This is a genomic window from Mesorhizobium sp. P5_C1, from assembly GCF_054049815.1.
In genome coordinates, this window is the sequence record NZ_JBFULQ010000104.1 from 1 (window position 1) to 15,025 (window position 15,025).

The 15,025-nt window shown below is 63.8% G+C and carries 12 protein-coding genes and 1 tRNA gene; 8 read left to right on the forward strand and 5 right to left on the reverse strand.

Annotation, left to right across the window (positions count from 1 at the left end; genetic code table 11):
* The 7 genes from ACXJ7R_RS11375 to ACXJ7R_RS11405 all read left to right on the forward strand — a co-directional run.
* A partial coding sequence (locus ACXJ7R_RS11375) for a LuxR C-terminal-related transcriptional regulator (RefSeq protein ID WP_457151917.1) occupies positions 1 to 571 on the forward strand: 571 nt, incomplete at its 5' end.
* Between the two features lie 134 nt (positions 572 to 705).
* On the forward strand, positions 706 to 1,896 hold the full coding sequence (locus ACXJ7R_RS11380; RefSeq protein ID WP_457151918.1) for an aminotransferase class V-fold PLP-dependent enzyme: 1,191 nt from the start codon (positions 706 to 708) through the stop codon (positions 1,894 to 1,896).
* A 13-nt stretch (positions 1,897 to 1,909) separates the two neighbouring features.
* Positions 1,910 to 2,872: an HpcH/HpaI aldolase/citrate lyase family protein gene (locus ACXJ7R_RS11385; RefSeq protein ID WP_457151919.1), complete on the forward strand. Its 963-nt coding sequence runs from the start codon at positions 1,910 to 1,912 to the stop codon at positions 2,870 to 2,872.
* Between the two features lie 21 nt (positions 2,873 to 2,893).
* Positions 2,894 to 4,078: a malate--CoA ligase subunit beta gene (locus ACXJ7R_RS11390; RefSeq protein WP_457151920.1), complete on the forward strand. Its 1,185-nt coding sequence runs from the start codon at positions 2,894 to 2,896 to the stop codon at positions 4,076 to 4,078.
* Between the two features lie 13 nt (positions 4,079 to 4,091).
* Positions 4,092 to 4,991, forward strand: coding sequence for a succinate--CoA ligase subunit alpha (sucD, locus tag ACXJ7R_RS11395; protein WP_184873479.1), 900 nt, complete (start codon positions 4,092 to 4,094; stop codon positions 4,989 to 4,991).
* 77 nt (positions 4,992 to 5,068) lie between these two features.
* Positions 5,069 to 6,037, forward strand: coding sequence for a 2-hydroxyacid dehydrogenase (locus ACXJ7R_RS11400; RefSeq protein ID WP_457151921.1), 969 nt, complete (start codon positions 5,069 to 5,071; stop codon positions 6,035 to 6,037).
* A gap of 69 nt (positions 6,038 to 6,106) precedes the next feature.
* Positions 6,107 to 8,791, forward strand: coding sequence for a phosphoenolpyruvate carboxylase (locus ACXJ7R_RS11405; protein ID WP_457151922.1), 2,685 nt, complete (start codon positions 6,107 to 6,109; stop codon positions 8,789 to 8,791).
* Positions 8,792 to 8,926: 135 nt separating this feature from the next.
* On the opposite strand, the gene ACXJ7R_RS11410 is transcribed toward ACXJ7R_RS11405, so the two are convergent.
* A tRNA-Leu gene (locus tag ACXJ7R_RS11410) sits at positions 8,927 to 9,011 on the reverse strand.
* 236 nt (positions 9,012 to 9,247) lie between these two features.
* Here ACXJ7R_RS11410 and lipB point away from each other — a divergent pair.
* Positions 9,248 to 9,991: a lipoyl(octanoyl) transferase LipB gene (gene lipB / locus ACXJ7R_RS11415; protein WP_457151923.1), complete on the forward strand. Its 744-nt coding sequence runs from the start codon at positions 9,248 to 9,250 to the stop codon at positions 9,989 to 9,991.
* A 27-nt stretch (positions 9,992 to 10,018) separates the two neighbouring features.
* Here the strand turns inward: lipB and ACXJ7R_RS11420 are convergent, their stop codons facing one another.
* From ACXJ7R_RS11420 to proS, 4 genes are all read right to left on the reverse strand, one after another.
* Positions 10,019 to 11,269 carry a site-2 protease family protein gene (locus ACXJ7R_RS11420; protein WP_457151924.1) on the reverse strand — a complete coding sequence of 417 codons (1,251 nt, stop codon included), beginning with the start codon at positions 11,267 to 11,269 and terminating at the stop codon, positions 10,019 to 10,021.
* Positions 11,270 to 11,794: 525 nt separating this feature from the next.
* Positions 11,795 to 12,487 carry an ABC transporter ATP-binding protein gene (locus ACXJ7R_RS11425; protein WP_457151925.1) on the reverse strand — a complete coding sequence of 231 codons (693 nt, stop codon included), beginning with the start codon at positions 12,485 to 12,487 and terminating at the stop codon, positions 11,795 to 11,797.
* Complete coding sequence (locus ACXJ7R_RS11430; protein WP_457151926.1) at positions 12,484 to 13,770, reverse strand: lipoprotein-releasing ABC transporter permease subunit; 1,287 nt, start codon at positions 13,768 to 13,770, stop codon at positions 12,484 to 12,486. The genes ACXJ7R_RS11425 and ACXJ7R_RS11430 overlap by 4 nt, the downstream gene beginning before the upstream one ends.
* Positions 13,767 to 15,025, reverse strand: a 1,259-nt coding sequence (gene proS / locus ACXJ7R_RS11435) for a proline--tRNA ligase (protein WP_457151927.1), incomplete at its 5' end; no start/stop codon positions are given. The genes proS and ACXJ7R_RS11430, both read right to left, overlap by 4 nt.

A 15,025-nucleotide genomic window follows, 5' to 3' on the forward strand; every position in this document is an offset into this window, starting at 1 on the left:
GTGCAGAGCGGCAGGCAACTCCTGGACCTGGCAGGAAAGAGTGCAGAGCGGCAGGCAACTCCTGGACCTGGCAGGAAAGACCACGTTTGATGTCGCTGTCATCGGCTGGAGGCTCGCCGACATGGACGGCGCGGATGTGCTGGCCGAGGTCCAGAGCCGTAAGCTCGATGTGCGCATCACGGTGTTTTCCAACGACCACGACATCGGCATCTTGAAGCAGTGCGTGCGGCTTGGTGCTCAAGGCTACTGCTTCCAGTTCGACGATCCGCATATCATCTTCGAGACGATCCTGGCGGTCGCGCACGGCCGCATCTGCATCCCCTACATCGACATCAACAAGGTCAACGACACGCCTTTGGCCCAGCTCACGGTTCGCGAGCGCGAACTGCTGGCGGTGCTTTCCGACGGCTGGACCAACGTTCAGATCGCAACGCGCACTGGAATTTCCGAGAATACGGTGAAGTATCACCTCAAGAATCTCTATGACAAGCTTGACGTCCGCAATCGCGCGATGGCCGTCGCGCTCTATTCGAGCGAGAAGCGTCGCAGTCCCAAGCAGCCTGTCGGGTAACACGACCGGGTAGGCCGAGCGGGTAGGCTCGCCCCACCCGCGCGCGGCGAGAACTTACCCACCAAGGTGTTGTTGCCCCTCGCCTTCCAAACGACACTCCCTCCACAAATCTCTAACTTCGGAGGAGTTCACGCATGGCTGGGTTCACCCACCTTTTTATTCCAGGACCCACCAACATTCCGGAGCAGGTCCGGCAAGCGATGAACCTCCCGATGGAGGACATGCGCGCCGGATCGTTCCCTGATTTCACGCTGCCACTGTTCGAGGACATCAAGAAGGTCTTCAAGAACGAGACCGGCCGCGTCTTCATCTACCCGTCGTCGGGCACCGGCGCCTGGGAGGCGGCGATGACCAACGTGCTCAGCCCCGGCGATCGCGTGCTGATGTCGCGCTTCGGACAGTTCTCGCATCTGTGGGTCGACATGGCCGAGCGCCTCGGCCTCGAGGTCGACGTGATCGACTGCGAGTGGGGAACCGGCGTGCCGCTCGACCTCTACTCAGAAAAGCTGAAGGCCGACAAGGCACACCGCATCAAGGCAATCTTCTGCACGCAGAACGAGACCGCCACCGGCGTCACCAGCGATGTCGCAGGCTGCCGAGCCATACTCGACGCGGCGAACCACCCTGCCCTTCTCTTTGTCGACGGTGTGTCGTCGATCGGCTCGATCGACTTTCGTCAGGAGGAATGGGGTGTCGACTGCGCCGTCAGCGGCTCGCAGAAAGGCTTCATGCTGCCTGCCGGCCTCGGCTTCCTCTCGGTCAGCAAGAAAGCGCTGGCCGCTTCCAGGGTCGCGACTCACCGCCGCTGCTTCTTCTCGTTCGAGGACATGATCCGTACCAACGACGCCGGCTATTTCCCCTATACGCCGGCAACGCAACTGCTGCGCGGACTGCGCGCCTCGCTCGACCTGATCGCCGAGGAAGGGCTCGAGAACATCTTCGCCCGTCACCATCGCCTTGCCGAAGGCGTGCGCAAGGCGGTCGACGCCTGGGGCCTGAAGCTTTGCGCGAAGGCGCCGAAATGGCACTCCGACACCGTCAGCGCCATCCTGGTGCCGGAAGGCATCGACAGCGGCGACGTCGTCAAGCGCGCCTACCAGAGCTACCGGACCTCGCTCGGAGGCGGTCTCAACAAGGTGCTCGGCAAGGTCTTCCGCATCGGCCATCTCGGCTGGCTGAACGAGGTGATGGTGCTCGCCTCGCTGTCGGCGGCCGAAATGGCGCTGCTCGATTGCGGCGTCCGGCTGGCGCCAGGTTCGGGCGTCGGCGCCGCCATCCAGCACTTCCGTGCCTCGGCCGAGGTACCTGTCGCCGAAGCGGCGTGAGAGGAACGCGACCATGAGCCACACGATCAACCATCTCAAAAAACTCCGGCTGCAGCGCAGCGAACTCGCGGTTCCCGGCTCCAGCCCGGAGATGATCGAGAAGGCGGCCAACAGCGCCGCCGATTTCGTCTTCCTCGACATCGAGGACGCGGTGGCGCCGCCGGACAAGGAACGCGCCCGCAAAAACATCATCCAGGCGCTCAACGACATCGACTGGCGCGCCAAGGGCAAGACCGTTTCGGTGCGCATCAACGGCCTCGACACGCACTACATGTATCGCGACGTGGTCGATGTGATGGAACAGGCCGGCGACCGGCTGGACACCATACTGGTGCCGAAAGTCGGCGTTCCGGCCGACCTCTATATGGTCGAAGCCATGGTCAACCAGATCGAGATGGCCAAGGGCTACAAGACCCGCGTCGGCCTCGAAGCCCTCATCGAGACGGCGCTCGGCATGGCCAATGTCGAGGCGATCGCCGCCACGCCCGGCCGCCTGGAGGCGATGCATTTCGGCGTCGCCGACTATGCCGCCAGCAACAAGGCGCGCACCGTCAACATCGGCGGTCTCAATCCCGACTATCCGGGTGACCAGTGGCATTTCGCCCTGTCGCGGATGACGGTTGCCTGCAGGGCCTACGGCCTGCGCGCCATCGACGGGCCGTTCGGCGATTTCTCGGACCCCGAGGGCTACACGGCGGCGGCAAGGCGCGCGGCGGCACTTGGCATCGAAGGCAAATGGGCGATCCACCCCTCGCAGATCGCGCTTGCCAACAACGTCTTCTCGCCGCCGGAAAAGGAAGTCGTCCGCGCCAGGCGCATCCTGGAAGTGCTCAAGGAAGCGGAGGCGCTCGGAAAGGGCGCGGCGGCGCTCGACGGAAAAATGATCGACGCGGCGTCGGAACGCATGGCGCGCAATGTGCTGGTGGTCAACGAGGCAATCGAACGCGCCGGCCAGGCGCACGCAGCCGCGCACTGAAGGCTCTTGGGAGGACAAAAAATGGACATTCACGAATACCAGGCCAAGGAACTGCTTGCCCGCCACGGGGTTCATGTTCCGCGCGGCGGCCTGGCCTACAGCCCCGAGCAGGCGACCTATCGGGCGCGCGAGATCGGCGGCGGCAAATGGGTTCTCAAGGCGCAGGTTCATTCCGGTGCCCGCGGCAAGGCCGGCGGCATCAAGCTCTGCGCCAATGACGAGGAGATCTCCAACGCGGCCGAAGCAATGCTCGGCCGCAAGCTCGTGACCCAGCAGACCGGCCCGCGGGGCAAGTTGATATCGCGGCTCTATCTCGAGGAGGCCGTCGACATCGCGCAGGAGCTCTATGTCGGCTTCGTTCTCGACCGCAAAGAAGAGCGCGTCATGATCGTGGCGTCGGCCGCCGGCGGCATGGAGATCGAGGATATCGTCGAGAGGGCGCCGGATTCCATCATCCGGACCACGGTCGATCCGGGCGTCGGCATGCAGCGCTTCCAGGCGCGCGAGATCGCCTTCGGGCTCGGTCTGGACCAGAACCTGATCGGCAAGGCGACCGAAACCATCTTCAGCTGCTACCAGGTGTTCCGCGACTACGACGCCTCGATGCTGGAGATCAATCCGCTGGTGGTGACGCGCGACGGCAACCTCGTCGCGCTCGACGCCAAGATGTCGTTCGACGAGAACGCGTTGTTCCGGCGGCCGGAGATCTCCGAGCTGCGCGACAAGAGCCAGGAAGACCCGCGTGAGACCTTCGCCAGCGACCGGGGCCTCTCCTATGTCGGCCTCGACGGCAATATCGGCTGCATCATCAACGGCGCCGGTCTCGCCATGGCGACGATGGACATGATCAAGATCGCCGGCGGCGAGCCGGCGAACTTCCTCGACATCGGCGGCGGCGCCTCGCCGGAGCGGGTCGCGAAATCGTTCCGCGCCGTGCTTGGTGACAAGAATGTCGAGACCATCCTGGTCAACATCTTCGCCGGCATCAACCGTTGCGACTGGGTCGCCGAAGGCGTCGTCAAGGCAATCCGCGAAGTCGGCGTCAACGTCCCCCTGGTGGTGCGGCTTGCCGGCACCAAGGTCGAGGAAGGGCGCCGCATCCTGGCCGATTCCGGCGAGGCGGTGATCGTCGCCGATACGCTGGCGGAAGCCGCCGAAAAAGCCGTCGCCGCCTGGCGTTCGGCAACGCTCAAAAAAGCAAGCTGAGGGAGCTAAGAATATGGCAATCCTGCTCAACCGCGGCACGCGGGTCATCGTCCAGGGCTTCACCGGCAAGATCGGCAGCTTCCATGCCGAAGACATGAAGCGCTACGGCACCAAGCTCGTCGGCGGCGTGACGCCCGGCAAGGGCGGTCAGAAGCATCTCGGCCTGCCGGTCTTCAACACCGTCAAGGGCGCCGTTCGCGAAACCCGCGCCGAAGCGAGCATCGTCTTCGTGCCGCCGCCTTTCGCTGCCGATTCGATCATGGAAGCCGCCGATGCCGGCATAAAGCTATGCGTCTGCATCACCGACGGCATCCCCTCGCAGGACATGATGCAGGTGAAGCGCTACATGCTTCGCTACCGTTTCGAGGACCGCATGCGGCTGATCGGTCCGAACTGCGCTGGCGTGATCACGCCCGGACAGGCACTGATGGGCATCATGCCGGGCAGCATCTATCTCCCCGGCCGCGTCGGCATCGTCGGGCGCTCGGGCACGCTCGGCTATGAGGCAGCCTCGCAGATGAAGGCGCTCGGCATCGGCGTTTCGACCAGCGTCGGCATCGGCGGTGATCCGATCAACGGCTCGTCCTTCAAGGACATGCTGAAGCTGTTCGAACAGGACGACGAAACCGATGCCGTGGTCATGATCGGCGAGATCGGCGGACCGCAGGAGGCGGAAGCCGCTATCTGGGCGCGCGACAACATGCGCAAGCCGCTGATCGCCTACATCGCCGGGCTTTCCGCGCCGAAGGGCCGGCGCATGGGCCATGCCGGCGCCATCATCTCGGCCTTCGGCGAGTCGGCGCAGGAAAAGGTCGAAATCCTCAAAGAGGCCGGCGTCGTCATCGTGCCGACGCCATCGTCCTTCGGGGAGGTCGTTGCCGATACCCTGGCCGGGATGAAGAAGGCGGCCTGACGGTCGCATGGCTCAAGATGTGAAGTCTGTTTCGGGTCGGCGGATGCATCGCGGCCCATCGATCGGCAGGAAATTCGATGAAACCGCGTTTGATTGTCACCCGGAGATGGCCGGCCCCCGTTGAAGCGATCCTCGCCGAGCGCTTCGACACGACGCTCAACCCCAGCGATACGCCGCTGAGCCCTGCCGCAATGACATCGGCATTCGCGAATTTTGACGCGATCCTGGCAACGGTCAGCGACCGCTTGCCTGGTGCAGTGTTTCCCGAGAACACCGCCCGCACCCGGATCATTGCCAATTTCGGCGTCGGCTTCAGCCATATCGATGTCGCGGCAGCCCGCGACCGCGACATCGTCGTGACCAACACTCCGGGCGTGCTGACCGATTGCACCGCCGACCTCGCCCTCAGCTTGCTGTTGGCTGTCGCGCGCCGGACTGGTGAGGGCGAGCGGCAGTTGCGGGCCGGAGAGTGGCGCGGCTGGTCGCCAACCCATATGGCCGGCGCGAAGGTGTCGGGCAAAACCTTGGGTATTGTCGGCATGGGGCGCATCGGCAAGGCGACAGCCAGGCGCGCGCATTTCGGCTTCGGTATGAACATCGTGTTCTTCAATCGGTCCCCGGTCGATGATGACGAGACGCGCGCCATGGGCGCGGTGCAGATGCCAACCCTGGACAATGTGCTCATAACATCTGATTTCGTGTCGCTGCACTGTCCGGGCGGCGCGGAAAACCGCCATCTCATCAATGCTCGAAGCCTGCGGTCGATGAAAGGCGACGCGTTCCTGATCAACACGGCGCGCGGCGACGTCGTCGACCAGGATGCCCTGATCGGTGCACTGGAAAGGCGCGAGATCGCGGGGGCGGGTCTCGACGTCTTTGCCGACGAGCCGGCCGTTCCGGAGGCGCTGAAGCGGTTGGAGAACGTGGTGCTGTTGCCGCATCTCGGGAGTGCGACCGAGGAAACGCGGGTGGCGATGGGCATGAAGGTGGTGGAGAACCTGGCCGCCTTTTTCGAGGGTCGCCCGGTCCCCGACCGGGTCGCCTGACAGCAGGCGCCGCCCTCGATTCAGGGCGCGGCTACTTGGCCATCGGTGCGGACGAAGCAGGAAACCGGTTTGGAACAGAGCAGACGCATCAACTTTCGTGAGGACGAGCGCAGCCTTTTGTTGCGCTTGCTGCTTCAGGTCGCAAGCGCGCGTGAGCCCGAGATCGCCGCCGTTCTGGCCGGACGTCGGTCGCTTGTCTCCCTCGCCGCGGAGCAGCGCATCCCGGCGCTTCAGGCAAGCGGCGTATGGTTCCAGTTGCTGGCGATAGCAGACGAGTTGCTTGCCATGCGGGCGCGCCGCGAACTCGAACAAGGCGCGGGTGTTGACGAAGTACCCGGCTCCTTCGCCAGCGTGATCGCGCAGATGGCGGCGAATGGCCACTCGGCGCAGGAAGTCCAGGCGAAGCTCGATGAGCTTCGCGTTGGCCCGACCATGACCGCGCACCCGACGGAAGCCAAACGCGTCACGGTGCTGGAGATCCACCGCCGTATCTATCGCAAGCTGACCGAGCTCGACCAGCCACGCTGGGCGCCGCGCGAACGCTCCCTGTTGGTCGCCGATCTGGAAAGCGAGATCGAGCTTCTGTGGATGACGGGCGAGTTGCGCCTGGAGCGTCCGACGGTCGAACGTGAAATCGCCTGGGGCCTGCATTTCTTTCGCGAAGTCATCTTCGAGGCAACGCCGCAGCTCTATGGCAAGCTTCAGGGCGCCTTCGAGCGTCACTATCCGGGAGAGCCGATCAGAATTCCCTCATTCATGCGCTATGCCTCGTGGATCGGCGGCGACCGCGATGGCAATCCAAATGTGACTGCCGCGGTCACCGCCCATGCCATGGCCGAATACCGCAACACCGCAATAGGCTGGTATCTGACGCAGGTGCAGCGGCTGGTGACGGTGCTCAGCGCCAGCTCAAACGTCATCGACCTGCCGGCCAGCTTCAAGCCGGTGCTGCAAACGGCGCTTGATAAAAGCGGACTGGCGCACATTATCGCCGCCCGCAACCCTGACGAACCGCTTCGCCAGTTCGCCTCGGCCTTGCTTGCCCGGCTGGAGGCCACGCGAGACGGCGGTCCGGCGGCATATCTCTCGGCAGAGGCGTTTCGTGCCGATCTGAACGGGCTGTCTTCCGTTCTCGAAGCGATCGGAGGTCGCGCGGTAGCCAAGCGCTTCATCCAGCCTCTGCTTTGGCAAGTCGGAAGCTTCGGCTTCCGTACGGTCTCGCTCGACATCCGGCAGAACTCCACGGTCGTCAACCGGGTGCTGGCCGAACTGTTTGCGCTGGAAAATCCCGCCGATCCGGTCGCAGCCGGCACGCCGCAATGGTCGGCGCGTATTCGCACAGCCATCATCCAGGGCGAGCGGCTGGAGATCGACGCAGGCCGCCTCTCGCCCGAAGCAGGCGAACTGCTTTCGACTTTCTCCGTTATCCGCGAGCAGATCTCCGGCTCGGATGCCGACGCTGTCGGCTCCTTCGTTCTCAGTATGACCCGTTCGGCCGACGATCTGCTCGCGGTCTATCTGCTGGCGCAATGTTGCGGACTTTCAACCGCGCCTGGTGGTGGCGGCACGATCAGGCTGCGGATCGTACCATTGTTCGAGACTATCTCCGATCTACAGGCCGCACCGGGCATCCTGATTGGATTGCTCGGCGTTTCGCTAGTGAGGCGGACGGTGCGAGATTTCRGCGCGCGCCAGGAAATCATGCTTGGCTATTCAGATTCCAACAAGGACGGCGGCTTTCTGGCTTCCAATTGGGAACTGGCAAAAGCGCAAAAGCGCCTCGCCGCCGTCGGGCGCAAGCACAACGTCAGGATCAGTTTCTTTCACGGTCGCGGCGGCTCTGTCAGCCGTGGCGGCGCGCCGACYGGCCGGGCGATCGCGGCACAACCGGAAGGCACGGTAGCCGGATCCATGCGGGTGACGGAGCAGGGCGAGGTCGTATCGTCGAAATTCGCCAATCGCGGCACCGGCCTCAACCAGCTCGAGGTTCTCGCCGCTGGCGTGCTGGCCCACGGTGTCGGATCGCCCGGTGATGTCGAGCCGAAGGAAACGCCGGAATTCGACGAGGCGCTGGAAGCTCTGGCAGGCATGTCGCAGGCATCCTACGCCGGGTTGATGGYCGAGCCCGGTTTCCTCGATTATTTCAACCAGGCGAGCCCGGTCGCGGAGCTGGCGCTCCTGAAAATGGGGTCACGGCCGGACCGCCGTTTCGGCGCCAGCGGCATTGCTGACCTGCGCGCCATTCCATGGGTGTTCGCCTGGAGTCAGAACCGTCATCTGCTGACTGGCTGGTATGGCATCGGCAGCGCGCTTAGCTCTTTCGTCGCTGTGCGCGGCGAGGCCGGGCGCGAACTTCTGGCCGGCATGTTCGAGCACTCGCGCTTCTTCCGCTTGATCGTCGACGAGGCCGAGAAGACGCTCTACCAGTCCGACATGGAGATCGCGGGGCTCTACGCCCGCCTGGTGTCCGACAGCGATGCGGCCCAGCGAATCTACGCCCGCATCGCCGCCGAATACGAGTTGACGCGACGCCTGATCGGCGACCTCACGGGAGGCGATCTTTCCGCGCGCTTTCCGATGTTCAAGCGGCGTTTCGACAGTCTGCGGCGACAGATGGATGACATTCACCGGCTACAGGTCGATCTGCTGCGTGAAGTTCGGGCAAATACCGGCACGGCGGATCAAAAGCGGGCGACCGACGCTCTGCTTGTATCGATCAATTGCATTTCGGCTGGCCTTGGGTGGACGGGATAGGCCCTAAAAGGCGAAGCGGCGGCGTGGTCTGAAGGACGCGCCGCCGCTGCCGTTTCGATCCGCGGAAAGCCCTGTGGCCGCGACGTGTCATCGCCTGCCGTCAGAGCTCGCCATAAGCAATCTGTCAGGGAAATTTGGTGCGGTCGAGAAGACTCGAACTTCCACGGGTTGCCCCACAGCGACCTCAACGCTGCGCGTCTACCAATTCCGCCACGACCGCACGTGGTAGGAGCCGGAACCGACCGGCTCGCGGCGTGTAGCAAATCGTTTCCGGCGAAACAAGTGCGCCGCAAGCAATAATCGCCAGCGATTGGCATAACGTTCCACAGAATTGGAATGCGTAGCCGAAACTGGACGTTTCGGCCCGATAGCGCCATATGGAAGGCAAATGCATGTCGCCCGAAAGCGCAAGGCGGTTTTGGGATCATGACATGCATAAACGAAAAACGAAAAGCCATGCCAGAACGCAGCCAGATCGCCACGTCGTTCCTGCCGCTCCCCGGTTCAGCACCGGTCGAATGGTGCATCGAGCCTGGCCTCACCGCCTATCGCGATGCGCTGGCCTTCATGGAGGCGCGCGCCGAGGCGATCCGAAGCGGTGCCGCCGGCGAAATGGTCTGGCTTGTCGAACATCCGCCGCTTTACACCGCCGGCACCAGTGCCCGTAGCGAGGACCTGATCGATGCGAACCGTTTTCCAGTGTTCGCGGCTGGGCGCGGCGGTGAGTACACCTATCATGGGCCGGGCCAGCGGGTCGCCTATGTGATGCTCGACCTGAAGCGGCGCCGCGAGGATGTCCGTGCTTTTGTCGCCGCGCTTGAACAGTGGATCATCGCCACGCTCGCCGCTTTCAACGTGCACGGCGAACGCCGCGAGGACCGCGTCGGTGTCTGGGTGGTGCGGCCGGATCGCCCTGCCCTGCCGGACGGCTCGCCGGCCGAAGACAAGATCGCCGCCATCGGCATCAGGCTGCGGCGCTGGGTGAGCTTTCATGGCATCGCCATCAATGTCGAACCGGATCTCGACCATTTCAGCGGCATCGTGCCGTGCGGCGTGCAGGACCACGGCGTTACCAGCCTTGTCGACCTCGGCTTGCCTGTAACAATGGCGGACCTCGACCTGGCCCTGAAATCTGCCTTCGACGACGTCTTCGGTCCCGCCACGGCTTTGCCTGTCGAAGCCGCCCGCAAGGCCGGCTGATCCATCCGGCCCGAATATCAACACACCTCAGATCAGTTGCGCGGACGCCCACAGGACGCCGAAGCCATGGATAGCGAACACCGCCAGCAGCGCGCCGGCGATGACGAGGCGGTCGACGGTGCGGATCGGTTTCAGCTCGTGGCGCGGCTTTACCCCGCTGCGCATCGTCAGCAGGCTGAGGATTGAAAAGACCGCGCCCGCGGCGAGCAGAAAGCCCGGGGAAAAGCCGGCCTTTCGGCCAAGCGCCAGGAAGGCCGAAAGCAGGGAGAACGAGGCCAGCGCCAGCACGATCGGCCCCGGGCAGATCTGGCGCAGCACCTGGCCRCCATCGAACTTCCACACCGGCACCAGATTGGCGATGTTGAACAGGGCAGCAAAGCCCGCCAGCGTCGCCAGCAGCATTGCTGCCAGTCGATATCCTTCCGCGCCGGCAAAGGTGCTGGCGGCGATGACGACCGGCACCAGGAAGGCGGAGAAGCCGGCGCCCATCAACGCCACGAACGCCACTTCGAAACGGCTGTCATATGGCCGCCCGCCAATGGCGATGCCGCCGAGCAGCGGAATGAAGATCATGCGCGCCTTGTTGTGACCCATCAGGCGAAACGCGGCCATGTGGCCGAGCTCGTGCAGGGCCACCACTGACGTGAGGATCGCGGCCAGCGCCAGTCCGCCGAGATGAAGCCCGAAGAACGGCCACAGGATCAATGCCGACAATGCCGCGAAGCCGACCTGGCTGAGCGGATGCTCGAACCAGCCGCCCTTGCGATATCGCCCGGTCCTCGCCCAGCGCTGCAGCTTGGAGAGTTCGCGGCACATGGCGAAATAGCGGAACACCAGGAAGGCAAAGCCGCGATAGCGATCGGTCTGGCCAAGCGTGATCCGCGTGCCGCTGCCTTCAGAAACGAGCTCAGTGGTCTCGCGAAAATCCTTCCAGAACGAAGCGTCGAGCGTGGTATCCTCGATGACCCGCATCGAGAAACGGCTGCCCTCGACTACGTCCTCAAACCGCGACTTGCGCTCGATCGGCTTGCCGTCGCGGCCTTCCCAGGACAGCATGATGCGGGCCATGCCCTCGCCGTCCAGCGGCTCGGCCGAAAGGATCTCGCCGGACCAGCCGGCATCGCTGCCAAGCGGCCACAGCGCCTGCCAGAGGCGCTGCCGGTCCATAGCCACGACACGGCTGAGCCTGATCGTGCGCAAACCAAGCGGCACGCTCATCAAGAGAAAGATCAGCCCGAGATTGCTGGCCACGAGGATGGTCGTGACGATGGGCGACACGCGACGTTGCTCCCAGTCTTGGAGGCACTACCCTAAACGTCGCGGCGGCAAGAAAAGCTTAACAGGAAAACTCGGTTCCCGGATGCATGCCATTCGCGTCGGCGTCTCAGTGAAAGGCACGCCGCCAGCGTTGATGCCCCCCTCTCCCCGTCTTGAACGGGGAGAGGGTAAGTGTGAGGAGTTTCGCGCCCGAGGGACGCTTGCGTTCGCGCCACGTCCTCAACTCCAGATCACATGGCGCCGATCCAGATCGCCATGGAAATGAGAAAGGTGCTCATGCAAACCAGTGAGATGACATCCTGAACCAGATCGGTCATAACTCTCTCCTGTTGTTGATATGTTTTTAATTTGTTCTAATTTTGTTCTATTGTCAACGGTCGGTATCCGGCCGCGTCCGGAATTTCCGGGCGATCAAATCGGCAGGGTTAAGGAAAGGTTGACGGGCGTGCGACAACCATCAATGGAGCCGCAACGCGCACTGAGGGCGGACTGTCCGCGAGCTCGCCAGGTCTGTCGAGACTGAGATCAGCTCAAGCCGAGCGGCACCACTTTGCCGTCGGCCAGCGTGACGCGCCGGTCCATGCGCGAGGCCAGTTCGTGATTGTGGGTAGCGATCAGCGCCGCGAGGCCCGATTGCTTGACCAGCGCCGCCAGCGCCTCGAACACATAGGAGGCGGTGACAGGGTCGAGATTGCCGGTCGGCTCGTCGGCCAACAGCACCAGCGGTGCATTGGCAACCGCGCGGGCAATGGCGACGCGCTGCTGCTCGCCGCCGGAAAGCTCGGACGGACGGTGCGACGCGCGCTTGCCGATCTGCATGTAGTCGAGCAGTTGCGCCGCGCGCTCCGACGCCTCCTTGCGGCTCAGCCCCTTGATCAGCTGCGGCATCATGATGTTTTCCAGCGCCGAGAATTCCGGCAGCAGGTGATGGAACTGGTAGACGAAGCCGACATCGTTGCGGCGGATCGCCGTGCGCTCGTCGTCGGAGAGCCGCCCGCAGGCACGGCCGGCCAGGATGACGTCGCCGGCATCAGGCCGCTCTAGCAGGCCGGCAGTGTGCAGCAGCGTCGACTTGCCGGTGCCCGACGGCGCCACCAGCGCAACCATCTCGCCGCGCTTTAGCGAGAAATCGGCGCCGTTGAGAATGGTGAGCTTGCGCGGCCCCTGGACGTAGTGCCGCTCGACGCTCTTCAGCTCGATAATGGCCTCGGCCATCATTCATACCTCAAGGCTTCGACGGGATCGAGCCGGGCGGCCCGCCACGCTGGAAACACCGTTGCCAGGAAGGACAGCCCGAGTGCCATCAGGATGACATAGGTCGTCTCGCGCGGATCCATCTTCGCCGGCAGCTGGCTGAGGAAATAGAGCTCCGGGTTGAACAGCACCTTGCCGGTCATCCAGGAGAAGAACTGGCGGATGGATTCGATGTTGGTGCAGATCAGCACGCCGAGCAGCACGCCGGCGATCGTGCCGGTCACGCCGATCGCCGCCCCCGTCATCAGGAAGATGCGCAGGATGGCGCCGCGCGACGCCCCCATGGTGCGCAGGATGGCAATGTCATGCCCCTTGTCCTTCACCAGCATGATCAGGCCGGAAATGATGTTGAGTGCCGCCACCAGCACGATCAGCGTCAAGATCATGAACATGACGTTGCGCTCGACCTGCAGGGCGGAAAAGAAGGTCTCGTTGCGCTGGCGCCAGTCGACGAGGTCGATTGGCCGCTGCGCCGCCTCCTCCACCTTCGGTTTCAGCGCGTCGACATCATCGGGATTGTCGACGTAGATCTCGATCGTCTGGGCCCGGCCGTCCATGTTGAAATAGAGCTGTGCCTCCGAGAACGGCATGTAGACGATGGAACTGTCATATTCCGACATGCCGACTTCAAAGATCGCGGTGATCGGATAGCCCTTCATGCGCGGCGTCGTGCCGAGCGGCGTCACGTCGCCGTCAGGCGAAATCAAGGTGATCGTGTCGCCGAGCGCCAGGCCGAGATTCTCGGCCATGCGCTTGCCGATAGCGACGCCCTCGCCGGTGTCGAAACCGGCGATCGAACCCTGCTTGACGTTGGCCGCGACGATGGCGATCTTGCTCAGATCCTCGCCACGTATGCCGCGAACCAGCGCGCCGGTTCCGCCGCCGACATTGCCTTGCGCCAGCACCTGGCCATCGATCAGCGGGATGGCGTATTTGACGCCGGGCACGCCGTTGATGCGGCCGGCGACCTGTGCGTAGTCCTCAAGCGGCGAATCGAGCGGCTGCGCGATCAGATGGCCGTTGACGCCGAGGATGCGCGTCAACAGCTCCGCCCGAAAGCCATTCATCACCGCCATCACCACGATCAGCGTGGCGACCCCCAGCATGATGCCGAGGAAGGAGATCGAGGCGATCACCGAGATCACCGTCTCCTTGCGCCGCGAACGCAGGTAGCGCCAGGCAACCATGCGCTCGAAGATGGAAAAAGGTCCGGCGCCCGCCGATCTTGCCACCGCCACGTCGCTCATGCGGCGCTGCCAAAGCGCTTTTTCGCGTCGGCGATCGGCAGCGTCTCGCGCTCGCCGGTCCTGCGATTCTTGATCTCGATCTCGCCTGCGGCAACGCCGCGTGGACCGACGATGACTTGCCAAGGCAGGCCGATCAGGTCGGCGGTGGCGAACTTRCCGCCCGGCCGCTGGTCGGTGTCGTCGTAGAGCACATCCTTGCCGGCGGCGACGAAGGCGGCATGCAGCTCGTCACAGACGCGGTCGCACTCGGCATCGCCCGCCTTCATGTTGATCAATCCGATGTCGAATGGCGCCACCGCTTCCGGCCAGATGATGCCGTTGTCGTCATGGCTGGCTTCGATGATCGCCGCGACCAGGCGCGACGGACCGATGCCGTAGGAGCCGCCGGAGACGAAATGATCCTTGCCGTCGGGCCCGGTCACCTTGGCGCCCATCGGTTTGGAGTATTTGTCGCCGAAATGGAAGATGTGGCCAACCTCGATGCCGCGCGCCGAAACCTTGTCGCTTTCGCCGATCTTCTCCCAGGCCGCCTCGTCATGCATCTCGTCGGTGGCGGCGTAGGGCGTCGTCCATGTCTTGACGATGTCGCCGATCTCGGCGTCGTTGGCGAAGTCGGTCTTTTCTCCGGGCACGTCCAGCGAAAGATAGTCGCGATGGCAGAAAACCTGGCTCTCGCCGGTGTCGGCGAGGATGATGAATTCATGGCTGAGATCGCCGCCGATCGGCCCGGTGTCGGCCCGCATCGGAATCGCCTGCAGGCCCATGCGCGTAAACGTCCTGAGATAGGACACGAACATCCTGTTGTACGCCGCCTTGGCGCCCTCGAAGTCGAGGTCGAAGGAATAGGCGTCCTTCATCAGGAATTCGCGCGAACGCATGACACCGAAGCGCGGCCGCACTTCGTCACGGAACTTCCACTGGATGTGGTAGAGATTGAGCGGCAGGTCCTTGTAGGACTTCACGTAGGCGCGGACGATCTCGGTGACCACTTCCTCATTGGTCGGGCCGTAGAGCATGTCGCGGTCCTGCCGGTCCTTGATGCGCAGCATCTCCTTGCCGTAGTCATCATAGCGTCCGCTTTCGCGCCACAGATCCGCCGACTGGATGGTCGGCATCAGGATTTCCAGCGCACCGGCGCGATTCTGCTCCTCGCGGATGATCAGGCAAACCTTGTCCAGGACCCGCTTGCCGAGTGGCAGCCACGAGAAACTGCCCTGCCCCTGCTGGCGGATCATGCCGGCGCGCAGCATCAGCC

Bases quoted from the DNA above. Each gene is read 5' to 3' on its own strand.
- ACXJ7R_RS11380 (WP_457151918.1), top strand. From the start codon at position 706: ATGGCTGGGTTCACCCACCTTTTTATTCCAGGACCCACCAACATTCCG.
- ACXJ7R_RS11385 (WP_457151919.1), top strand. From the start codon at position 1,910: ATGAGCCACACGATCAACCATCTCAAAAAACTCCGGCTGCAGCGCAGC.
- ACXJ7R_RS11390 (WP_457151920.1), top strand. From the start codon at position 2,894: ATGGACATTCACGAATACCAGGCCAAGGAACTGCTTGCCCGCCACGGG.
- sucD (WP_184873479.1), top strand. From the start codon at position 4,092: ATGGCAATCCTGCTCAACCGCGGCACGCGGGTCATCGTCCAGGGCTTC.
- ACXJ7R_RS11400 (WP_457151921.1), top strand. From the start codon at position 5,069: ATGAAACCGCGTTTGATTGTCACCCGGAGATGGCCGGCCCCCGTTGAA.
- lipB (WP_457151923.1), top strand. From the start codon at position 9,248: ATGCCAGAACGCAGCCAGATCGCCACGTCGTTCCTGCCGCTCCCCGGT.
- ACXJ7R_RS11425 (WP_457151925.1), bottom strand. From the start codon at position 12,487: ATGATGGCCGAGGCCATTATCGAGCTGAAGAGCGTCGAGCGGCACTAC.
- ACXJ7R_RS11430 (WP_457151926.1), bottom strand. From the start codon at position 13,770: ATGAGCGACGTGGCGGTGGCAAGATCGGCGGGCGCCGGACCTTTTTCC.